23 protein-coding genes and 1 pseudogene are annotated in these 22,301 nt (G+C 39.1%); 8 read left to right on the plus strand and 16 right to left on the minus strand.

What is annotated here, in order from left to right; translation table 11 throughout:
- Window positions 1–43 precede the first annotated feature (43 nt).
- Both DJ533_RS07270 and DJ533_RS07275 read right to left on the minus strand, forming a co-directional pair.
- On the minus strand, window positions 44–670 hold the full coding sequence (locus DJ533_RS07270; RefSeq protein ID WP_065995241.1) for a superoxide dismutase: 627 nt from the start codon (window positions 668–670) through the stop codon (window positions 44–46).
- Between the two features lie 216 nt (window positions 671–886).
- Window positions 887–1,645: a Nif3-like dinuclear metal center hexameric protein gene (locus tag DJ533_RS07275; RefSeq protein WP_065995240.1), complete on the minus strand. Its 759-nt coding sequence runs from the start codon at window positions 1,643–1,645 to the stop codon at window positions 887–889.
- A 343-nt stretch (window positions 1,646–1,988) separates the two neighbouring features.
- Between DJ533_RS07275 and DJ533_RS07280 the strand changes: the two genes are divergently transcribed.
- The gene (locus tag DJ533_RS07280) at window positions 1,989–3,164 is read left to right on the plus strand and encodes a S1C family serine protease (protein ID WP_065995239.1); all 1,176 of its coding nucleotides are present in this window, start codon (window positions 1,989–1,991) and stop codon (window positions 3,162–3,164) included.
- Between the two features lie 188 nt (window positions 3,165–3,352).
- Window positions 3,353–3,709 (plus strand): hypothetical protein, encoded by a 357-nt coding sequence (locus DJ533_RS18890; RefSeq protein ID WP_228716524.1) that lies wholly within the window; start codon window positions 3,353–3,355, stop codon window positions 3,707–3,709.
- Between the two features lie 281 nt (window positions 3,710–3,990).
- Here DJ533_RS18890 and dnaB read toward each other — a convergent pair whose 3' ends face one another.
- From dnaB to DJ533_RS19150, 12 genes and pseudogenes are all read right to left on the minus strand, one after another.
- Window positions 3,991–5,439, minus strand: coding sequence for a replicative DNA helicase (gene dnaB / locus DJ533_RS07290; RefSeq protein ID WP_065995238.1), 1,449 nt, complete (start codon window positions 5,437–5,439; stop codon window positions 3,991–3,993).
- A 163-nt stretch (window positions 5,440–5,602) separates the two neighbouring features.
- Window positions 5,603–6,049: a 50S ribosomal protein L9 gene (gene rplI / locus DJ533_RS07295; protein ID WP_065995237.1), complete on the minus strand. Its 447-nt coding sequence runs from the start codon at window positions 6,047–6,049 to the stop codon at window positions 5,603–5,605.
- A 9-nt stretch (window positions 6,050–6,058) separates the two neighbouring features.
- Complete coding sequence (gene rpsR / locus DJ533_RS07300) at window positions 6,059–6,286, minus strand: 30S ribosomal protein S18 (RefSeq protein WP_004719336.1); 228 nt, start codon at window positions 6,284–6,286, stop codon at window positions 6,059–6,061.
- 11 nt (window positions 6,287–6,297) lie between these two features.
- Complete coding sequence (gene rpsF, locus DJ533_RS07305) at window positions 6,298–6,684, minus strand: 30S ribosomal protein S6 (protein ID WP_065995236.1); 387 nt, start codon at window positions 6,682–6,684, stop codon at window positions 6,298–6,300.
- A gap of 225 nt (window positions 6,685–6,909) precedes the next feature.
- The gene (locus tag DJ533_RS07310; RefSeq protein WP_065995235.1) at window positions 6,910–7,512 is read right to left on the minus strand and encodes an HAD family hydrolase; all 603 of its coding nucleotides are present in this window, start codon (window positions 7,510–7,512) and stop codon (window positions 6,910–6,912) included.
- A 404-nt stretch (window positions 7,513–7,916) separates the two neighbouring features.
- A complete protein-coding gene (purD, locus tag DJ533_RS07315) occupies window positions 7,917–9,200 on the minus strand; it encodes a phosphoribosylamine--glycine ligase (RefSeq protein WP_065995234.1) in 1,284 nt (427 codons plus the stop codon).
- 139 nt (window positions 9,201–9,339) lie between these two features.
- Window positions 9,340–10,914, minus strand: coding sequence for a bifunctional phosphoribosylaminoimidazolecarboxamide formyltransferase/IMP cyclohydrolase (purH, locus tag DJ533_RS07320; RefSeq protein ID WP_065995233.1), 1,575 nt, complete (start codon window positions 10,912–10,914; stop codon window positions 9,340–9,342).
- A 96-nt stretch (window positions 10,915–11,010) separates the two neighbouring features.
- Window positions 11,011–11,280 carry a DNA-binding transcriptional regulator Fis gene (gene fis / locus DJ533_RS07325; protein WP_001086304.1) on the minus strand — a complete coding sequence of 90 codons (270 nt, stop codon included), beginning with the start codon at window positions 11,278–11,280 and terminating at the stop codon, window positions 11,011–11,013.
- A gap of 373 nt (window positions 11,281–11,653) precedes the next feature.
- Entirely contained in the window at window positions 11,654–12,529 is an 876-nt protein-coding gene (locus DJ533_RS07330; protein WP_065995232.1) for a zinc-ribbon and DUF3426 domain-containing protein, read from the minus strand.
- 20 nt (window positions 12,530–12,549) lie between these two features.
- Window positions 12,550–13,452 (minus strand): 50S ribosomal protein L11 methyltransferase, encoded by a 903-nt coding sequence (prmA, locus tag DJ533_RS07335; RefSeq protein ID WP_065995231.1) that lies wholly within the window; start codon window positions 13,450–13,452, stop codon window positions 12,550–12,552.
- 124 nt (window positions 13,453–13,576) lie between these two features.
- Window positions 13,577–14,467, minus strand: a complete 891-nt coding sequence (locus DJ533_RS07340; RefSeq protein WP_065995230.1) for a bile acid:sodium symporter family protein — start codon at window positions 14,465–14,467, stop codon at window positions 13,577–13,579.
- Between the two features lie 433 nt (window positions 14,468–14,900).
- Window positions 14,901–15,134 (minus strand): annotated as a pseudogene (locus DJ533_RS19150) (hypothetical protein); the annotation flags it as partial.
- A gap of 239 nt (window positions 15,135–15,373) precedes the next feature.
- Between DJ533_RS19150 and mnmG the strand changes: the two are divergent.
- On the plus strand, window positions 15,374–17,254 hold the full coding sequence (gene mnmG / locus DJ533_RS07350) for a tRNA uridine-5-carboxymethylaminomethyl(34) synthesis enzyme MnmG (protein ID WP_065995228.1): 1,881 nt from the start codon (window positions 15,374–15,376) through the stop codon (window positions 17,252–17,254).
- Window positions 17,255–17,294: 40 nt separating this feature from the next.
- Here mnmG and DJ533_RS07355 read toward each other — a convergent pair whose 3' ends face one another.
- Window positions 17,295–17,984: a TPR end-of-group domain-containing protein gene (locus tag DJ533_RS07355; RefSeq protein WP_109849252.1), complete on the minus strand. Its 690-nt coding sequence runs from the start codon at window positions 17,982–17,984 to the stop codon at window positions 17,295–17,297.
- Between the two features lie 115 nt (window positions 17,985–18,099).
- Here DJ533_RS07355 and DJ533_RS07360 point away from each other — a divergent pair.
- From DJ533_RS07360 to DJ533_RS07370, 3 genes are all read left to right on the plus strand, one after another.
- A protein-coding gene (locus tag DJ533_RS07360) for an IS3-like element ISAba14 family transposase (protein WP_223155595.1) occupies window positions 18,100–19,232 on the plus strand; the annotation gives its coding sequence in 2 pieces (ribosomal slippage) (window positions 18,100–18,352 and window positions 18,352–19,232; 1,134 coding nt in all).
- A gap of 87 nt (window positions 19,233–19,319) precedes the next feature.
- Window positions 19,320–19,799, plus strand: a complete 480-nt coding sequence (locus DJ533_RS07365) for a RepB family plasmid replication initiator protein (RefSeq protein ID WP_005267630.1) — start codon at window positions 19,320–19,322, stop codon at window positions 19,797–19,799.
- Complete coding sequence (locus DJ533_RS07370) at window positions 19,796–20,026, plus strand: hypothetical protein (protein WP_005028396.1); 231 nt, start codon at window positions 19,796–19,798, stop codon at window positions 20,024–20,026. The genes DJ533_RS07365 and DJ533_RS07370 overlap by 4 nt, the downstream gene beginning before the upstream one ends.
- Here DJ533_RS07370 and DJ533_RS07375 read toward each other — a convergent pair whose 3' ends face one another.
- Window positions 20,027–20,311, minus strand: coding sequence for a mobilization protein (locus DJ533_RS07375; protein WP_148245845.1), 285 nt, complete (start codon window positions 20,309–20,311; stop codon window positions 20,027–20,029).
- Between the two features lie 232 nt (window positions 20,312–20,543).
- Between DJ533_RS07375 and aph(3'')-Ib the strand changes: the two genes are divergently transcribed.
- Both aph(3'')-Ib and DJ533_RS07385 read left to right on the plus strand, forming a co-directional pair.
- Window positions 20,544–21,347, plus strand: coding sequence for an aminoglycoside O-phosphotransferase APH(3'')-Ib (gene aph(3'')-Ib / locus DJ533_RS07380; protein WP_001082319.1), 804 nt, complete (start codon window positions 20,544–20,546; stop codon window positions 21,345–21,347).
- Window positions 21,347–22,183 carry an aminoglycoside O-phosphotransferase APH(6)-Id gene (locus DJ533_RS07385; RefSeq protein ID WP_000480968.1) on the plus strand — a complete coding sequence of 279 codons (837 nt, stop codon included), beginning with the start codon at window positions 21,347–21,349 and terminating at the stop codon, window positions 22,181–22,183. The genes aph(3'')-Ib and DJ533_RS07385 overlap by 1 nt, the downstream gene beginning before the upstream one ends.
- The last annotated feature ends 118 nt before the right edge of the window (window positions 22,184–22,301 follow it).

Below are 22,301 nucleotides of genomic sequence, written 5' to 3' on the forward strand. Positions count from 1 at the left end.
AGATTTACCTGACTGGCTTTCTAGATAATTAATTGTTAATTAATTATTTTTCTACGCCCGCTTCTTGACCAGCGTATTTTGCATTTGCATAATCCCAGTTTACTAAGCTTTCTAAGAAAGTAGAGATATATTTAGGACGAGCATTGCGGTAGTCGATGTAGTAAGCGTGTTCCCAAACGTCAATTGTTAACACAGCCACTTTACCATGAGCAAGTGGCGTATCTGCATTTGAAGTTTTAAGAATAGAAAGCTCGCCATTTACTTTGTCAGCAACTAACCAAGCCCAACCAGAACCAAATTGAGTTGTTGCAGCATTAGCGAATTCTTCAGCAAATTTTTCATAAGAACCGAAAGCTTCATCAATCTTAGCAGCTAAAGCACCAGTTGCTTTACCGCCACCATTTTTAGCCATACAGTTCCAGTAGAATGTGTGGTTCCAAACTTGTGCAGCATTGTTGAAAACACCTGCTTTAGCAGCATCGCCCGCTGTAGAAACAATGATTTCTTCTAATGTTTTAGAAGCTAAATCAGTACCTTCAATTGCTTTGTTTAAGTTTACAACATAGGTGTTGTGGTGTTTGTCGTGATGATATTCTAAAGTTTCTTTACTGATGTGTGGAGCGAGGTCATCATAACCATAAGGAAGTGCAGGTAAAGTAATCGTTGACATGTTCTAAATTCCTTGCATTTTGCTGGGTTTTAACATTAAGTGGCTTTATTGTAATGGATTCTACGAACAATTGTGCAAGTTGTTAAATAACAATACACAAATTATTTCGATTTAATACGTATAAAGAAAATGTTAAAAATCAGCTATTCTGATTGACAAAAAAGTCTTGCATTTAAATGTAAATGTGTACACCAATAGCAAGTTTTTTTGTCGCCATTAAATAGGATTGTTTAATTCAAAATAACTATACTCAATATTAAACTGTTCTGAAATAGCTTGAGCGAGTCGTTGTACACCATAACGTTCAGTAGCATGATGTCCACATGCAAAATAATGAACATTTAATTCTTGTGCCTGATAGAAAGTTCGCTCACTCACTTCACCAGAAATATAAGCATCACACGCTTGTTGTGCGGCTTTCTCAATATAATCTTGTGCGCCACCAGTACAAAAACCAATTTTTTGTACCTGTGTCGTTGATGCGGGCAGATGAATCGTATCGAAGCCTAATTTTTCAGTTAATAAAGCTCTGAAAGCTTCAGGTGACATGGGTTGTTTTAGATAACCAATGTTGCCAATTGGATTGCGCTCGCTAGGATCAAGTGCTTCGATATTTTCTAAAGCTAAAATTTCAGCAATTGCTGCATTATTGCCAAGTACAGGATGCGCATCCAAAGGTAAATGATAGCCCACCAGTGAAATATCATGTTGAATCAAAGCCTTGATACGCTTAGCGCGCATACCTGTAATCGGGTAAGGTTCGCCTTTCCAAAAATAGCCATGATGAACCAATAATAAGTCAGCTTTTTGTTCAATCGCTGCATCAATTGCAGTTTGGGAAGCGGTGACTGCACATAAAATTTTATTAACTTCAGTTTTACCTTCGATCTGTAGACCGTTCGGTGCATAGTCTTTAAATTCAGCAGCTTTTAATGTGCCATCACACCACTGAATGATTTCAGATAGTTTTGCCATAATACTCTAATCAATGTGCAATAAGAAAAGTTTGCTGGAACATTTTTAAAATGAAAATAATGGATTGAAATGTGAAAAATCCTTTAATCACTTTATCAAAATGTTCGACTACAACGCAATTCAAATAGGATTTAAGAATTTATTTGTATGCGTGATAATCATAGTGATGCTATGAAATATCAACCGACAACAAATCAATTACCAGAACAAGTTATCTTTTTTAATTGTAACTAAAGCTGAACAAAACTCCTTGTGTTTTTTAGGTTTATTTGTTGAATTAGATTACAATATTGAAAATACTTTTACATCAATCAATTAAAAAATTCTTAAGAGGAACGAAAAAGTGCGCCGTACCTTTACATGGCTACCTTGGGTGTTACTCATCCTAGTTATTATCAGTTTTGCTGTATGGCAAAAATTACAACAACCCAAAGCACCCATCGCAGCAGATGGGGTAAAAATGCCAGCTGAAAAGGTTGAGCCATTGGTCGATACGTCACGCACGGGCGGCGTGGTGTCGTATAGTGCAGCAGTAAAAGTTGCAGCACCTGCGGTGGTAAATATTTTCACTACTCAAAAAGTCAAACAAAATCATCCGCTATTAAATGATCCTGCATTTCGTGAGTTTTTTGGTAATCAAATCCCAGATCAAAACCAAGGACAAAATGAAAATAGCTTAGGTTCGGGTGTAATTGTACGTCCTGATGGTTATATCTTAACCAATAATCATGTGATTGAACAAGCCGAACAAATCGTAGTTGCTTTGCAGGATGGTCGTCGTGCTGAAGCAAAAGTGATTGGGACTGATCCAGATACCGACTTGGCTGTCATTAAAATAGAATTGGAGAATTTACCAGTATTGCCATTTAAACTCAGTGGTAATGAAGTGGGTGATGTTGTACTTGCAATCGGAAATCCATTTGGGGTTGGTCAAACGGTAACGCAAGGTATTATTTCTGCGACAGGGCGCTCTGACTTAGGCATCAATACGTATGAAGATTTTATCCAGACTGATGCGGCAATTAACCCAGGAAACTCAGGGGGAGCATTGATTGATGTCGCAGGGAATTTAATTGGTGTCAATACTGCAATTTTCTCACAGTCAGGTGGTTCTTTGGGGATCGGTTTTGCCATTCCCGCAAAAGTATGTCAACAAGTCATGAATTCAATTTTAAAAGATGGTCGTGTCATTCGTGGTTGGTTAGGCATTAGCTTAGTACCGCCAACACAGGCAGATGTTTTAGCACCTCGTCAAAAGGGTGTCGTGGTTGCAGATGTGTTGAAACGTGGTCCTGCTGCGGATGCAGGTTTAAGAATTGGTGATCGTATTGTTAAAGTTAATGATGAAGAGATTAGTTCGACTTCGCATTTGATTAATTATGTCGCTTTGCAAGCGCCAAACTCGGAAATTAAAGTTGAAGTGGTTCGAGGGCAAGAAACATTAGACTTAAATGTCAAAGTGGGTGAGCGTCAAATTGAACAAAGTGATTCACAATATATTCCATTACCACGACGTTAATGCTTAAGAGTTTAAAAGTCTTGAATTTTCAAGGCTTTTTTTCTATAAGGAGTATTTTTTTATACAATAAAGAGTTTTTATTAGGCATTTCATAATATTTATTTCCTATAAAAAGTGAACTTCATCTTAAGGCTTGTCACATGCAATATGGTGTTTTAATTTGTGTTTTAAGCTGTGGAATATGTTTTGTGGAACAAAGTGTTGCGTGTATGCCACATTCACCTGATGACGTATTTATTGCACGTTTTCAAGCAGCACATGCAGCGCAAGAACAAAACTCTCAGTTCATGATTGAATTGAGCTCAGATCAATTTATTTTCCGTTCACTCTTTGATGAATTTCGATATACACGTCCAACCCAATGGTACAGTACATTTTCCACTGAAAGTGTTGTAAAAAACAGCTTAATTATTGGCTTAGCTTATACGCCTGATGGTGGAAAACCTGAACAATATGAAATTGTATCGTTTGCGGCATTGCGCTGTGAAAATGATCGTTTGATTATTGCTAACCCTATTGTGCCATTTTTAGCATGGAATAAATAAACTTCAAATTGTGCAGTAGGAAACAGAAAAACAGTTGGAATTTTAGATGGTTTTTTAGAACATAATCAAAGTTATTATTTAGAGAAATTGCAACAGAAATACCCAACCTGTCAGCATTTAAATACCGCATTTCCAACAATGGGGATCCATGATATTCAGCACACTGAGGATTTATTTTCAACCTTTAAATCATGGTGGGAAAAGCTACTCAATTATTTTAAATCATGGTCATAAAGGTGTGACTATTAAAATAAGTATAAACAAAAAGAGTAATCTCAGCTTTACTCTTCATCATCATATTGAGCATAGTATTCAGGGGACAAATTACTGAAACGCGTATATTGTCCCTCGAACGCCAAGCGTACCGTACCAATTGGACCGTTACGTTGTTTACCGATAATAATTTCTGCAGTCCCCGCTTCTTTCGATTCTTTGTTATACACTTCATCACGATAAATAAACATAATTAAATCGGCATCTTGCTCAATTGCACCAGATTCACGTAAGTCGGACATCACAGGACGTTTATTTGGTCGATTCTCTAAAGAACGGTTTAACTGTGACAGTGCAATCACAGGACATTGCATTTCTTTAGCCAATGCTTTTAAAGATCGTGAAATTTCACCAATCTCACCAACACGGTTATCACCCATGCCTGGGACTTTCATTAATTGAAGGTAATCGACCATGATACAGCCGAGTTTGCCGCCATGTTGTTTGGCGATTCGTCTAGCTCGCGCACGCATTTCCGTAGGGGGCAGGGCAGAGGAGTCATCTATGTATAAATGTTTTTCTTGAAGTTGGAGAATCGTCCCTGTGACTTTAGACCATTCATCACCATCCAGTTTACCTGCACGTAAATGCCCTTGATGGACTTTGCCGTAAGAGGAAATCAAACGCATGGCGATCGAGTCAGCAGGCATTTCCATAGAAAAGACCAGTGCAGGCAAGTCACAGTTAAATAACACACTTTCAACCAAGTTCATGGCAAAAGTTGTTTTACCCATCGATGGACGTGCAGCCACAATAATCATGTCACCCGCTTGCATACCTGAGGTTTTATTATCCAGTTCCAGAAAGCCTGTGGTCAGACCTGTGATATTACCTTCCATTTGAGAAAGTTCATTCAACTTGTCAAATACATCTGCGACAACTGAAGTAATTGGCTTTGGACCTTGCGCTTTGGCATTGTTATTGTGTTGTTCTGCAATCGAGAAAATATTGGTTTCAGCTAAGTCTAAAATTTCACTGACTTCACGACCTTTGGTGTCGTAAGCATTTTGCAAAATTTCATTGCCGACTTTGATCATATTTCTTAAAGTGGCAAATTCACGAATTTTGGTGGCGTAGGTTTCTAAATTATAGAAGCTGGCAGGTGAGTCTGCCATCAGTTGAACCAGATATTCTTCACCACCGATGGCGTCTAATAAGTTTTGTTTAATCAACCAGTCATTGACCAAAACAGCATCATACGGTGAACCATCTTTGTTGAGCTGTTCAATGGCACGGAAAATATATTTATGGCGTGAGGCATAAAAGTCATTTTCATGCAGTACATCACTCACTTGTTCAAAAGATTCAGCAACGGTCATAAGTGCAGCAAGTACCGCTTGTTCAATCGCCAAATTGTGTGGTGGCGTACGAAATTCTTTTAACTGCTGTGATGCATCTGTAGATTTTACATCTTTGTTAAAAGTATTTGCGGAAGCTTTGGCGGTTGCCTGTGACATAAAAAACCTTGACTTTTACATGAATAAAAATAAATCTGCGCTGACTTATTTAACTAACAAGAGATTAAGAGCATAACCTAAATTGGCAGGGGAATGTAGCTTTCCCATATTTTAAAGATAAAAAAAGAGCATACAAAAGTATGCTCTTTTTTTTGGTACGAAATTACTCAGATACGATAGTAACGAGAACCTCTGCAACAACATCATGGTGCAATTGGATTGCGATGTTGAATTCACCTGTGTTACGAAGCGCACCGTTTGGTAAACGAACTTCTGCACGGTCAACTTCAAGACCAGCATTCGTTAATGCGTCAGCGATGTCACGTGTACCGATTGAACCGAATAATTTACCTTCATCACCAGCTTTCGCAGTGATTACGATATTTACTTCGTTCAATTGATCAGCACGTGCTTGAGCAGCAGCTAATACTTCAGCTTCTTGTTTCTCAAGTTCAGCACGACGTGCTTCAAAAGCAGCAGTATTTGCTTCAGTCGCAGCAACTGCTTTACCTTGAGGGATTAAGTAGTTACGGCCGTAACCAGCTTTAACTGATACTTTATCGCCTAATTTACCAAGGTTTTTAATACGTTGTAATAAGATAATATCCACAGCTCAACCTCACTTATGATTGTCAGTGTAAGGAATCAACGCTAAGTAGCGAGCTTGTTTAATTGCAAGCGCCAATTGACGTTGGTAACGAGCTTTAGTACCTGTAATACGGCTAGGAACGATCTTGCCATTTTCAGTGATGTACTGTTTTAAAGTGTCGATATCTTTGTAGTCGATGTACGTAACGTTCTCAGCTGTAAAGCGGCAGAACTTGCGACGACGGTAAAAACGTGCCATGTGTGTTCTCCTTATGCTTCAGCAGAGTCTTGAGCTTGTTGTGCTTCTTCACGTTGAGCTTTACGCGCACGTTTTTCTTCAGCACTCTTAGCCAATAAAGACTCTTCAGTGATAGCGTTTTCACGACGAATAATTACGTTACGAAGAATAGCATCGTTGTAACGGAATAATTCTTCCAATTCGTTAAGCGTAGCTTGATTACATTCAACATTCATTAAAATGTAGTGCGCTTTGTGAATTTTGTTAATTGGGTAAGCCAATTGGCGACGGCCCCAATCTTCAAGACGGTGAATTTGACCTTCAGCATCTTTAATGTGAGAGATATAGCGTTCTACCATACCTACCACTTGATCGCTTTGGTCTGGGTGTACCAGAATTACGATTTCGTAGTGACGCATTGTCAGCTCCTTACGGTTTATGCAGCCCCATTCAAAGATGAATGAAGCAAGGAGTCACAACTGAACTGTAAACAGACAGATTGTGTCGCAAATTTGCGAGGGCTTATTATAGGTAAATATTTTAGTAAAAACAAATAAATCATTCGATATTTCATTTTTTATTTTAAGCTTCTAGTTTTTTGCTAAAAATAGCTTTTGATTGGTTTATATTTTGCATTGAAAAAATTATAGAAAATCCATTAAAACATCATCTAGCGTTTGACCGTTTTTTCGATCAATTAATTTTGCAGACATGCCAAAATTTGTAGGACCTTGAACATCAGCAAGTGGTGTATCACCGACAAATAGAACCTCATTGGGCTGGCAGTTTAATTGGTCAATTATATATTTATATATTTTCGGATCAGGTTTACACGCATGAACCTCATAACTCCACGCATACAAATCAATCTCTTTTATCAAGCTACTGATGTACATACCATAGGGTGTTGCTGAGTTAGAACATAGTACGATTTTATATCCATTCTCCCTAAGGCGTTTTAACGTAGGGAGGCTATCTGTAAAAAGTTCAATTTGTGCTAATTCAGCTTGAAGATCTTTATGGAGTTCTATAAGAAAAGCTTGTGGAATGTGATAACCTAAATGTGTCGCAATGTCTTGAAATTCACCATTGATGGACATGACCATGACAGCATCGCTCGCTTGTGGCGTATGTCCTTGTGTGTGTAACCATTGAATAAATTTTTTATAAGGTGATATTTTCTGTTTTATTTTAGCGAGTGTGCCAAAAACATCGAAAGCAATAACTTTGATTGGGGTATTCGACATTCATAAATCCTCACAGCGTTTATTGTGATCTTTATTGTACTCATTTTAGCTAGAATAAAGGATTTAAGATCATTTGAAAAGTTGTTGTAAGGTGGTTTTTCTTAAGCTGAAAATAATCCTTACAATACAAACTATATTTTAGAAAGAAAATCTTAACCAAGCTTGAGGAAATTAAATTCATTCGAATCGCCGCTAAACTATGGTCAATCTAATAAATTATACATACAGAATCATATATTTTTATAAATATATGATTCTTAATTTAATTGCTTATAATTTTTGTAGGTAGTTAGATGGGGAGTGATTATATGTCAAAATGATAAAATACAATGTTTGAATCAGAGCGGAAAAGGATGCAAATAAAAGAACTCGCTTGAACGAGCTCTTTTATGACTTAAATGAGATTATGCATTTTCACGTGCAATCGCACGATACCCAATATCTTTACGGTATTGAACACCATCAAACGTTACTTTTTTACAAAGCTCTAAAGCTTTAGCTTGTGCTTCACCAATGGTATTACCCAAAGCTGTTACGCAAAGTACACGACCACCTGCAGTTACGATGTCGCCATTTTCATTGGCTTTCGTGCCTGCATGGAATACTTTAGCATCCGCCATTTCAGTGTCTAAGCCTGAAATTACATCACCATTGCTAGAAGTTTCAGGATAGCCTTTTGACGCTAAAACGATACCGACAGTTTTACGCTCATCCCAATCAGCTTCCGCAGGTAAATTACCAGCAATACCTGCTTCAACCAAATCAACAAGTGATGATTTTAAACGCATCATGATCGGTTGAGTTTCAGGATCACCAAAACGGCAGTTGAATTCAATCACTTTAGGCTGACCTTGTTCATCAATCATCAAGCCAGCATATAAGAAACCTGTATAAACGTGACCATCTGCTTTCATACCGTCAACAGTTGGGCGCATCACTTCACGCATAGTTTTTTCAAACACATCTGCAGTTACAACAGGCGCAGGAGAGTAAGCCCCCATACCACCCGTGTTTGGACCTTGGTCGCCTTCAAAAATACGTTTGTGATCTTGAGAAGTTGCCATTGGTAAAATGTTGTCGCCATCAATCATACAAATGAATGATGCTTCTTCACCTGCAAGGAATTCTTCGATGACGACACGTGAACCTGCATCACCAAATTTGTTGCCAGCCAGCATGTCATCAATCGCATCAAATGCTTCTTGATTGGTCATCGCAACGATGACACCTTTACCTGCCGCAAGACCATCCGCTTTGATCACGATCGGCGCACCATTTTTTTCAACAAACGCTTTTGCTGCATCTACTTCAGTAAATACATCATAAAAAGCTGTTGGAATGTTATGGCGTTTTAGGAAGTGTTTGGCAAATGCTTTCGAGCCTTCAAGCTGTGCAGCGAACTGTGTTGGCCCCCAGATTTTAACACCCGCTTCACGGCATGCATCAACGACACCATTTACAAGTGGTGCTTCAGGACCAACAATCACTAAATCAACGGCATTATTTTTTGCAAAGTCGATAATCGCAGCATTGTCTAAAATATTTAAGGCAACATTTTCACATTTATTTTCAGTTGCAGAACCTGCATTACCCGGTGCTACAAATACTTTTGCGACTTTGTCATCTTGAGCGATTTTCCATGCAAGTGCATGTTCACGACCGCCATTACCCAAAACTAAAATATTCATCGGTTCATACTCCATGAATCGAAAATGATATAAAGTCCTCAGCCTGAAAGCAGGAGAGGACTTTATACAAGATTAGAAATCTATTTGTTTAAATGTAGATGACATTGTAATAACAGCCATTACATAAATATCCAATCACTTAGTGACGGAAATGACGCATGCCAGTGAAGACCATTGCAATTCCTGCTTCATCCGCAGCAGCAATGGTTTCTTCATCACGCATAGAACCACCCGGTTGGATAATGCATTTGATGCCTGCTTTCGCAGCATTATCAATACCATCACGGAATGGGAAGAATGCGTCAGATGCCATTACAGCACCTTCAACCACTAAGCCAGCATGTTCAGCTTTGATCGCAGCAATACGAGCAGAGTTTACACGGCTCATTTGACCTGCGCCTACACCAATGGTTTGACGGTTTTTAGCATACACAATTGCGTTTGATTTAACGTATTTCGCAACTTTCCAAGCAAAGATTAAATCATCAATTTCAGCTTCAGTTGGCGCACGTTTAGTCACAACTCTAAGATCATCTTTAGTAATCATGCCTAAGTCTTGATCTTGAACCAGTAAACCACCGTTTACACGTTTATAATCAAGTTGAGCTTTACGTTCATCAATTTTTGGTAATTCACCACATACAAGTACACGGACGTTTTTCTTCGCGCCAGTCACTTCAAGTACGCCTTCAGCAATACTCGGTGCAATGATCACTTCAACGAATTGACGGTCAACAATTACTTGCGCTGTTGCAACATCTAATTCACGGTTGAATGCAATAATGCCACCAAATGCAGATTCAGGATCGGTTGCATAAGCAAGGTCATAAGCAGCTTGAATACCATCTAAAGAAACCGCAACACCACAAGGGTTTGCATGTTTAACGATCACGCACGCAGGTTTTGCAAATGATTTTACACATTCCAGTGCTGCATCTGTATCTGCGATGTTGTTATAAGATAGTTCTTTACCTTGAAGTTGTTTCGCTGTAGAAACAGACGCTTCAGTCGCAGTATCTTCTACATAGAACGCAGCTGATTGATGCGGGTTTTCACCGTAACGAAGGTCTTGCACCTTGTTTAATTGGGTATTGAAAGTACGTGCAAATTTATCCGCTTGACCTGCCTCGACACCGACACGTGCGCCTAAGTAAGAAGCGATCATGCCGTCATATTGTGCAGTGTGTTCAAATGCTTTAACAGCTAAGTCAAAACGAGTCGCATGAGATAAAGCACCGTTTGCTTTTAACTCTTCAACCACAGTTGCATAGTCAGAGGCATTGACAACAATACCCACAGACGCATGGTTTTTCGCAGCAGCACGCACCATTGTCGGACCACCAATATCGATATTTTCGATTGCATCCGCAAGTGAACAGTTTGGTTTAGCCACAGTCGCAGCAAATGGATATAAATTTACAACAACTAAATCGATCGCATCAATGTTATGTTCTGCCATTACAGCTTCATCTAGACCACGGCGAGCTAGAATCCCTCCATGAATTTTCGGATGTAGCGTTTTCACACGACCATCCATCATTTCTGGAAAACCAGTATGCTCTGAAACTTCAACGACAGTAACATTGTTGTCTTTTAGCAACTTGTATGTACCACCTGTAGATAAAATTTCCACCCCAAGAGCAGCAAGGTTTTGGGCAAATTCAACGATTCCAGTTTTATCTGAAACAGAGATTAAAGCGCGTTTAATAGTCATGATCTTCGTCAACAGTTCTTAAGTCTAGAGATTTAAACAAAATAGGCAAAACGTAGGTAAAAAAAATGCCCACGTAAGCCGTGAGCATTTTATCATTTATTCACTCATTAAACCGTGAGCTTTTAACTTTTTACGCAAAGTCCCACGGTTAAGGCCTAGAATTTCAGCAGCACGTGTTTGATTGCCGCGAGTATATTCTAAAACAACAGATAAAAGAGGTTTCTCCATTTCTGCTAGCACCATGTCGTACACTTGAGATGGTTGCTCACCTTGCAATTGTGCAAAATAGTGACGAACTGCGCGATCTACGTGAATACGAAGAGCGACATCAGATTGTGCAGTAAAAATAGGAGATTTGCTATTCATGCGAGTTAATCCGAAAATCAGATACTACTTGGGTAAAGTAATATAAATGTGGTCTAAAAAATATTGAGCTCCGTTTTAGATCCTAAAACGGTTGGCTCTAAAACTAGGAACAATTAGCTTGCCACAACTTACACAATTGAGCGAAAAATAAGCGTAACAATACATTAATAATTGTTACAGATCGCTTTAAAACAAAAATAATCCCTGATGCGCAAAATGATGGATTAAGCACATGGACAAGACTGTATTTGTTGTGAAAAATTGCGAGGAGTTTGTGGTACAAAGCTTTCGTGGCGCGTATGATACCATTGTCTAAGAAAAAGTGAGCAAGAAAACTACATTTTTTTTAATTTTTTTATAGTTTTTTTCAATCTTAAGGGTGAATAATTTCTAATTTCCAGCTGTCAATGCTATTTTTTTGAATAGAAAGTTCAAATTTAAATGCATACGGGCTATTTTGTGGAATACGTTTAATTCCAGCTAAACTGTTTACTAAATAGTCTTGTGGAGAAACAATAAAGGTTTTAATTTTTGTATTTTCTTTATATACAGTTGCTTTGATCAGGGGCAGTTCTAAACTTTTGGAAAATTGATTGAGTAATTGTCCAGAAAACTCTGTTTCTTGGTTGTTGAGTGCTTTGACTTGCAGATTTTTAATTTGAATCTGTTTATAACGTTGATCAATGGTTTCACAGCGTAGTACAGAGCAGGTCTGGGTAAAAATGCTATTCAAAATAGGATAACGATCTAATAAGTTGGGGTTAAACCATAAAATTTGAAAACTGAGAATAGAAACCAATGCAATATTGATCAATGTCCACATCACATAATACAAACGTGTTTTTTGCAGATGTTGGTGAGATTTATGATTGTGATGGGTAGCTAAGTGTAAAGAAGGGAACACATTGAGTGCGCTGTCTTCCACAAATTTCAATGTATTTAAATAAGTGCGTAGATCAATATTAGAGTTTTGAATTTTACGATTAAAAAACTCAGTAATCGCTTCATGTCCAATATTAAATTGGGACAAATCGCCTGTCGGTAGTTGATTAAAAGAAACCTGAGCATCTTTCGCTGTTAGGGGGGAATCTTGGTCTAAATTTATAGAAATCTGAACTAAATTCAATAAAGCATTAAATTCTGTTGAACATTTGGGACAACAAACCATACCTTCAGCAATTGTGAGTTGCATAACCGAAACTTTATATAAAGTTAAGCAATTTGGGCAGCGGGTTTGTTTATCACTCATAAGCTCATCATTTTCTTTATTTAAGCTTGATGACGTTTTCCAGAAATACGACACCAATTTTCATCACGTTTTTCGACTTCTAATATATCAAAAAACTGAGAATAAACATCAGAAACATCAGATACTTGCTCTTCAATCACACCTGCAAGTGCGAATTCGCCCTCAGGTTTGATTAAAGTTGAGAACTCTTCCGCAAGCATCATTAAAGGACCTGCCAAAATATTTGCTACAAATACATCTGCTTTTTGACCTGCAAGTTCTTGGTTAAATTCTTCTGGTAAGCCAACATAGAGTCGATCTAAGACACCATTCAGCTCTGCATTTTGCTGCGTTGCTAAAACAGCTTGTGGGTCGATATCGGTTGCATACGCTTTTTTAGCCCCTAACAGTAGTGCTGCAACTGCTAAAATGCCTGAACCACAACCGTAGTCGATCACGATTTTATCTTTAACATCGGTTTTTCCTAACCATTGTAGGCATAGGAATGTTGAAGCGTGATTGCCTGTACCAAAAGCCAGACCCGGATCGAGTTTAATATTCACTGCATCTGCTTCAGGTGCTTGCATCCATTCAGGTACAATCCAATATTTTTCAGCAATTTGAATGGGTTCATAAGCATCCATCCAAGTGCGTTCCCATGCTTGATCTTCTAAAAACTCACTACGCATTGGCTCGCTTGGGAGTTGAGTGCGAATAAATGTTTCTAAAGCAGCAACATCAATTTCCTCATCATCTTCTTGTGCATAAATACCCGTAACAATGACTTTGTTCCAAAGTGGCGTTTCACCTGGAAGTGGTTCTAACAAATCTTGGTTTTCCGCATCATCTAAAGTCACACTGACTGCGCCCAATGAACCAAGTAATGTTTCAGTAAAGTCAACTTGTGACTTCTCAACAGTAATATGAATTTGTAACCACTTCACGATGTAGAACCTAATTTATTTTCATCAAAGCAATATTGTAGCCCAATCGAATCTGATTCACAGCGAAAAATAAGAGAATACTCAGATTCTCTGATTTTCTGGAAAATATATTTTCTTACTCAAACTATTTACTTTCAGCCAATGAAGGGCTAGGTACTTGAATAGGATTGAATTTATTTAATAACATGCCAAAAATAGCAGCGAAAACATACATAAAAATAGAATACACTGCTGCTGGCATAGCAATCGTCGTGTTCGCAAGTACGGTGAGTGCCAAAGTCATAGCTAAGGTGCTGTTATGAATGCCAATTTCAAAAGCGCAAGCACGTGCCTGTGCGCTGTTGATGCCGAATAAACGTGGTACAAAGTAACCAATCAGCAAACTGGCAATACAAAATAAAACTGTGGCTAAACCAACTTGGGTTAAATATTCAAAAATTTGATGTCGTTCCTTAGCAATTGCGCCGATGATAATAAGTACTAAAAATACAACTGCAAAAATTCGTAGCGGTTTATTGAGTTTTTCTGTGAAATGTGGCGCAAAATGTCGAATCAACATGCCAATACAAACAGGAACAATGATGATGGCAAATACTTGTAAAATTTTACTGAATTGGAGAGTAATTTGCTGACCATCATTCATAAAGTGTTGAATCGCAAAATTAACGATGATCGGTAAAGTAAAGGCTGCAATGACAGAATTTATTGCAGTCAGAGTAATATTGAGTGCAATATCACCTTTAAATAAATAGCTAAATAAATTGGCGGTACTTCCACCCGGTGATGCTGCTAATAACATTAAACCGACTGCCAATAAAGGTGGTAAAGCCAAAATCTTACATAAAATAAAAGCAATGCCGACCAACAATACCAATTGGCAAAATAAAGCAATCAGTACCGCTTTGGGGTGCTTACCAACACGCGCAAAATCTTTTAATGTCAGCTCTAAACCTAGACCAATCATAATGATGGCAAGTGCTAGCGGTAACATAATTGTGATGATTCCTGAATCCATAGTATGTCCTTTTTGTTGTTTTATATCTTCCTTGTTTTAGCCTAAACGATTTCTAGTAAAGTGGAATAAAAAATTGCAATAAAAACGTAAGTATAAGTGAAATAAAATTTTTATTTTATCAGCCTAGTTATATTGATATCACCGCATCAAAATTATAAGCCCATAAAAAAGCGATCAACCTAAGTTGATCGCTTTTTTAGCATCATTTATAAAATATAGATTTTATAAATTTTAGCTTTAGCTTTTATTGTGCTTGAGCAGGTGCTTCTACAGCCGCTTCAGGATTGGCTTGTTGAGTTTGCTCAGCTGTTGCAGGTGCAGCTTCAGGCGCTGCTTGTTGAGTTTGTTCAGTTGCTGCTGGAGCTGGTTCTGCTGCTGGTACATTTTCTACAGCAGTTGGTTCAGCTTGTACTGCAGCTGATGCACCTGCTGGAGGCGCTGGGAAAGTAAATTGTAATTTACCACTTTCATTTGGCTCACAAGTACCATTGAAGGTTACGCCTTTGTTAGCATAAACCACCCAATCCCCTTGTTTTTTGTTTTTACAAACTTGAATTTGCTTGTTGATTTCAGCTTTACTTGAGTTTTCATCTGCTGCATGAGCGAATGAGAAAGCAAAAGAACTAAATAATGTTGCAGCCAATATTTTTGACATCGTATTTTTCATGACAAGATTCCTTTTACTTGTTAGTAATGAATTGATGGTTGAAAAAATGCGTTCGAAAATTATACTACTGAAAATCTTGGAAAAATTAAACCGAGTTATATGTGAGTACTGATACAAAATGTCAAGATATGTAATATTGGCATAAAAACAGCTAAACAAATTTTGTAAAACATCATCAAACATATAATAAAAACTTGCTATAATATGCGGTCATTATTTTTATCTCTCAATTTACCACTATGCATTATCCTAAAGTTTACGATGTCATTGTTATCGGTGGCGGTCACGCAGGTACCGAAGCAGCGCTTGCTGCGGCACGTATGGGTCGACAGACTTTACTCCTTACTCATAATATTGAGACTTTAGGGCAGATGAGCTGTAACCCAGCGATTGGTGGTATTGGCAAGTCTCATCTTGTACGTGAGATTGATGCGCTAGGCGGTGCGATGGCATTGGCTGCCGATAAAGGCGGTATCCAGTTTCGTATTTTAAACTCACGTAAAGGTGCAGCAGTTCGTGCCACACGTGCTCAAGCAGATCGCATCCGTTATAAAGCTGCGATTCGTCATACTCTAGAAAATCAAGCAAACTTAGATATTTTTCAACAAGCTGCGGATGATTTGTTGGTTGAAGGCGACACTGTCAAAGGTGTTGTCACCCAAATGGGCATCCGCTTTGATGCCAAAACAGTGGTGTTGACTACAGGCACATTCTTAGGTGGTGTGATTCATGTCGGCTTAAATAATGCCTCTGGTGGTCGTGCGGGTGATCCTCCTTCAATTTCATTGGCAGCACGTTTACGTGAGTTAAAACTTCCAGTTGGACGTTTAAAAACAGGTACACCACCACGTATAGATGCACGTTCTGTAGATTTTTCTGTGATGACCCCACAACCGGGTGATTTCCCATCCCCAACCATGTCGTTTATGGGGGATGTGTCCATGCACCCTGAGCAAGTAAATTGTTATATTACACATACCAATGAACGTACTCACGAGATTATTCGTGGTGGTTTAGATCGTTCCCCAATGTATACAGGGGTGATCGAAGGGGTTGGTCCACGTTATTGCCCTTCTATTGAAGATAAAATCAATAAATTTGCGGATAAAAACTCACATCAAGTGTTCTTAGAGCCTGAAGGTTTAGATACACACGAGTTGTACCCAAATGGTATTTCAACGTCTTTACCGTTTGATGTGCAGTTTGCGTTGGTACGTTCGATTCGTGGTATGGAAAATGCTCACATTCTTCGTCCAGGTTATGCGATTGAATATGATTATTTTAATCCTCAAGCATTAAAATTCTCTTTGGAAACGAAAGCGATCAATAATTTGTACTTTGCTGGTCAAATTAATGGGACTACAGGTTATGAAGAAGCTGGTGCGCAAGGTTTATTGGCAGGTTTGAATGCTGCTCGCCGTGCGTGGGATCAAGAACAATGGACACCAAAACGTGATGAAGCGTATATGGGTGTGCTTGTAGATGATTTAATTACACTCGGTACCAAAGAACCGTATCGTATGTTTACTTCTCGTGCGGAATATCGTTTGATGCTACGTGAAGACAATGCTGATCAACGCTTAACTGCCATTGGTCGTGAAATGGGCTTGGTAGATGATGCTCGTTGGGCAAATTACTGCGAAAAAATGGAAGCAGTGGAAACAGAAAAAGGACGTTTACAACACCTTTGGGCTGCACCTAACAATCCTTTAGGTAAAAAATTCGTTGAAATGACAGGTGATGACTTGTCGAAAGAAACGAATGCGATTGATTTGTTAAAACGTCCAAATATTAACTTTGCACAAATTGCTGAACTGACAAACTCAGAAGTAACTGCATTTGTTGGTGAGCAAATTGAAATTGCTGTAAAATATGCCGGTTATATTAATCGTCAACAAGAAGATGTTGCACAAATGAAGCGCTTGGAAGAAACGCGTATTCCTGCAAATTTTGATTATGATGTCGTTTCGGGTTTATCTCGTGAAATTACCTTGAAATTAAAAGATGTGCGTCCTGAAACATTGGCTCAGGCAGGTCGTATTCCCGGTGTAACACCAGCGGCAGTTCAGTTGGTGATGATTACGATTCGTAAGAATAATGCAGCGAAAAAATCTGCTTAATGGTTTAAAGTAAAAAGAAACCCGCGTAATGCGGGTTTTTTTAGGCAATTTTATCTACTTCTTCTTTTGCTTTTAAATGTTCTAAAAGTTCAATAAACCATAGTTCCTTACGGATGTTATCTAGGTCTTTATCTGTATTTAAATGGTCGAAATTGGGGAGCGTATCATAAGTGAGTGCTTTAAATAAGTTATCTTTAGCTAAATCATTTTGGTTAGTTATTGAATAATAACATGCTAAATTATAAGTATTAGATGGCATAGTTTTTACAATTTTTTGTAATATAGCGAGTGATTTATCTAACATATTTTTATCATTGTTTATTCTAGAAATGTGGATTAACGTAGCAGCGTAATTATCAAGAACATCAATATCGTCAGGCTTAATTTCTAAAATTTTTTCAAATTGTTGTATAGATTGTTTCAATAGACTTTCGTTATTTTGCTTTTTTGCGAATTCACTGAATAAGGCTGCATAATTGGAATTACAACCTAAATGATCTTCTTTTATTTTGAATCCTTGTTGATATAAATCGAAACATTTCTCAAATTGTTCAGTGTTATATAGTAGTTGTGCTTGTTTATCATAAGCCCACATAATTTGGTCAATTTCAGTTTCACTTAAATTAATGATTGATTCTTTATTCGGATATTTATGAATAAAAGATGTATACAAACTTTCTGTTAATTGGTTTTTTGATTGCTCTTTTAAATATTCTCTTAAATTACTCAAAACATCTAAACCATCAGATAGAGGGTAAGAGATGGATCCGTAAATTTGAACAACTCCTATAAGTGATATTCTGCTCCTCAAATGATGTTATAAACATCAATATATGGAGTATTTTATGGCACGTAGACCAAGAAGAAATCATTCAAATGATTTTAAAGCTAAGGTAGCACTTGCTGCGATTAAAGCAGAAAAAACACTTGCTGAATTGAGTGCTGAGTTTGATGTTCATCAAAACCAAATTATTGACTGGAAAAATCAATTGATCTCAGCTTCCTCGCAAGCTTTCGATCAATCAAAAGCTCCAACAGAACCACCCATCGATCTAAAAAAACTACATGCAAAAATCGGTGAGCAGGCATTAGAAATTGATTTTTTAGAAGGTGTGTTGAAGAAACTGGGCCGCTTCAACCACAAAAGTTAATCGACGACTCACTTCAGATTTCAGTATCTAAGCAAGCTAAGCTGCTGAAAGTCTCCCGTGGTTGTTATTACTATCGCCCAAAACCTGTGAGTGCATCAGATCTGAAGCTGATGCGATGTATTGATGAATTACATATGCAATATCCTTTTGCAGGCAGTCGTATGATGCGTGATTTGTTGAATCGTCAAGGACATCATATAGGACGACGTCATACACGTACTTTAATGAAGAAAATGGGTATTCAGGCGTTATATTGCAAACCAAATTTAAGCCAGGCTAATCAAGCTCACCGTAAATATCCATATCTGCTCAAAGGGTTGGCTATTCAGCGCAGTAATCAAGTGTGGTCTACGGATATAACGTATATCCCTATGGCAAAAGGCTTTGTTTATTTATGTGCTGTGATTGATTGGCATAGCCGCAAGGTACTTGCGCATAGGGTATCGATTAGTATGGAGGTGGATTTTTGTATTTCGGCTTTAAATGAAGCAATTGAAAAATATGGTCGACCTGAAATATTTAATACAGACCAAGGCAGCCAGTTTACCAGTGATGCATTTATTGATGTATTGAAATCAAATGGCATTCAAATCAGTATGGATGGTAAAGGTCGATGGGTAGATAATGTGATGGTTGAACGATTATGGCGGAGCGTTAAATATGAAGAGGTGTATCTCAAAGCTTATAGCAGTGTCACAGATGCGAAAAAGCAATTAAGTGCATATTTTGAGTTTTATAATTTGAAACGACCTCATTCGAGTCTAGACAAAATGACACCAAATGAGTTTTACTATGATCAGCTACCCCAACAAAACAAGGTGGCTTAACTAGAGCGGAATATCACTTATAAATACGCTTTTAGTTGTTCAAACAAGTGGGACCACCTCTCTTATAGCTTCCGAATATATCAATTAATGATGCAATTTAAGTCGACAGGTTATTGCAACATTCCCCTTAAAGAATTGCGTAAAATACTTTCTTTAGAAAGTCTATATTCAAATGCTGCTGATTTAAAAAGGCGTGTGATTGATGCTGCATGTACTGAAATTAATGAAAAATCCCCTTATACGGTTAAATATGAGCTAATTAAAAAGGGCAATAAATTTCATAGTCTTGAGCTAAAATTTAAGAAGAAAAATGCAGAAAAAGAGCAATTAAGATGCCCTGACACAATTGATATGTTTGAAGAACAGAAAAATAACTTCCTTAAACTGTCTGATGCTCAGGTTGATAGTTTTGGTAATCAATTATCAGAACTTTCTGAATTAAGTTATTTAGCTAGAGAGGGTGAAAGCTACAAAGATTTAGCATTAAGGCTTAAAACAATGCTTCGAGATCCTGACCAACAACCACAGCTTCTTCCATATTTAAAAAAACTAGGATTTAAACCATGATTGAGTTAGATAATTTTAATTTTGATGAAGAAGTTGCCAAATTCAATGATGTTATTTTCAATCAGAGTAATGAAGTAAAAGCAAAGATATTGACTGGATATTTAAGCTCTATTATTGATGTTGAGATTAAACATTTTGATGATTTCAATGATCATAAAACAGTGCTTAAAGATATTGAAAGCAAAGTAACCTTTGCTATCAATATGCTAAAAACAATACAAAATTAATTATGGCAGATTAAATAATTTTCTATCCCGATCTTCTGTTAAATACTCGTTGATGCCAGCGAGTATTTTTTGTTTCTCTGCTTCATCTTCCATTTTCTTGAGCAAGTAAGAACCCAGTAAAATTTTACGTCTGGTATCGTTTTTTCGATTTTGTTCTTTCTGTTTTGCCTTTTCACGAGCGTCTTTAGCCTGCTTTTGAGCTTTAAGCTGCTTTAAGCGTTCTTCCTGTTGCTTTAAGCGTTCTTCCTGCTTAGCAATTCTCTGTTCTAAAGATTCATTTGTCATTGTAATTCCCATACCTAAAAAACCATTCAAGCATAGGATACCTGCCATTGAGATTCAATGCCTTCCTAAGCTATAATGGTTTTCCAGAATGGCGCACTTTACCAAACTAATTTCATTAAGTTTGGAAGTCCGAAAGGGGATACCCCTTTACCCCATAAAATTATTTTGTTGTTGTTGAGAAAAGACAAATGAGCCACCTCCGCGCTTCATCAGAAAACTGAAGGAACCTCCATTGAATCGAACTAATATTTTTTTTGGTGAATCGCATTCTGACTGGTTGCCTGTCAGAGGCGGAGAATCTGGTGATTTTGTTTTTCGACGTGGTGACGGGCATGCCTTCGCGAAAATCGCACCTGCTTCCCGCCGCGGTGAGCTCGCTGGAGAGCGTGACCGCCTCATTTGGCTCAAAGGTCGAGGTGTGGCTTGCCCCGAGGTGATCAACTGGCAGGAGGAACAGGAGGGTGCATGCTTGGTGATAACGGCAATTCCGGGAGTACCGGCGGCTGATCTGTCTGGAGCGGATTTGCTCAAAGCGTGGCCGTCAATGGGGCAGCAACTTGGCGCTGTTCACAGCCTATCGGTTGATCAATGTCCGTTTGAGCGCAGGCTGTCGCGAATGTTCGGACGCGCCGTTGATGTGGTGTCCCGCAATGCCGTCAATCCCGACTTCTTACCGGACGAGGACAAGAGTACGCCGCAGCTCGATCTTTTGGCTCGTGTCGAACGAGAGCTACCGGTGCGGCTCGACCAAGAGCGCACCGATATGGTTGTTTGCCATGGTGATCCCTGCATGCCGAACTTCATGGTGGACCCTAAAACTCTTCAATGCACGGGTCTGATCGACCTTGGGCGGCTCGGAACAGCAGATCGCTATGCCGATTTGGCACTCATGATTGCTAACGCCGAAGAGAACTGGGCAGCGCCAGATGAAGCAGAGCGCGCCTTCGCTGTCCTATTCAATGTATTGGGGATCGAAGCCCCCGACCGCGAACGCCTTGCCTTCTATCTGCGATTGGACCCTCTGACTTGGGGTTGATGTTCATGCCGCCTGTTTTTCCTGCTCATTGGCACGTTTCGCAACCTGTTCTCATTGCGGACACCTTTTCCAGCCTCGTTTGGAAAGTTTCATTGCCAGACGGGACTCCTGCAATCGTCAAGGGATTGAAACCTATAGAAGACATTGCTGATGAACTGCGCGGGGCCGACTATCTGGTATGGCGCAATGGGAGGGGAGCAGTCCGGTTGCTCGGTCGTGAGAACAATCTGATGTTGCTCGAATATGCCGGGGAGCGAATGCTCTCTCACATCGTTGCCGAGCACGGCGACTACCAGGCGACCGAAATTGCAGCGGAACTAATGGCGAAGCTGTATGCCGCATCTGAGGAACCCCTGCCTTCTGCCCTTCTCCCGATCCGGGATCGCTTTGCAGCTTTGTTTCAGCGGGCGCGCGATGATCAAAACGCAGGTTGTCAAACTGACTACGTCCACGCGGCGATTATAGCCGATCAAATGATGAGCAATGCCTCGGAACTGCGTGGGCTACATGGCGATCTGCATCATGAAAACATCATGTTCTCCAGTCGCGGCTGGCTGGTGATAGATCCCGTCGGTCTGGTCGGTGAAGTGGGCTTTGGCGCCGCCAATATGTTCTACGATCCGGCTGACAGAGACGACCTTTGTCTCGATCCTAGACGCATTGCACAGATGGCGGACGCATTCTCTCGTGCGCTGGACGTCGATCCGCGTCGCCTGCTCGACCAGGCGTACGCTTATGGGTGCCTTTCCGCAGCTTGGAACGCGGATGGAGAAGAGGAGCAACGCGATCTAGCTATCGCGGCCGCGATCAAGCAGGTGCGACAGACGTCATACTAGATATCAAGCGACTTCTCCTATCCCCTGGGAACACATCAATCTTACCGGAGAATATCGTTGGCCAAAGCCTTAGCGTAGGATTTCGCCCTCTCCCGCAAACGACCCCATGTGGGCGGTA

The organism is Acinetobacter defluvii (assembly GCF_001704615.3).
GTDB lineage: Bacteria > Pseudomonadota > Gammaproteobacteria > Pseudomonadales > Moraxellaceae > Acinetobacter > Acinetobacter defluvii.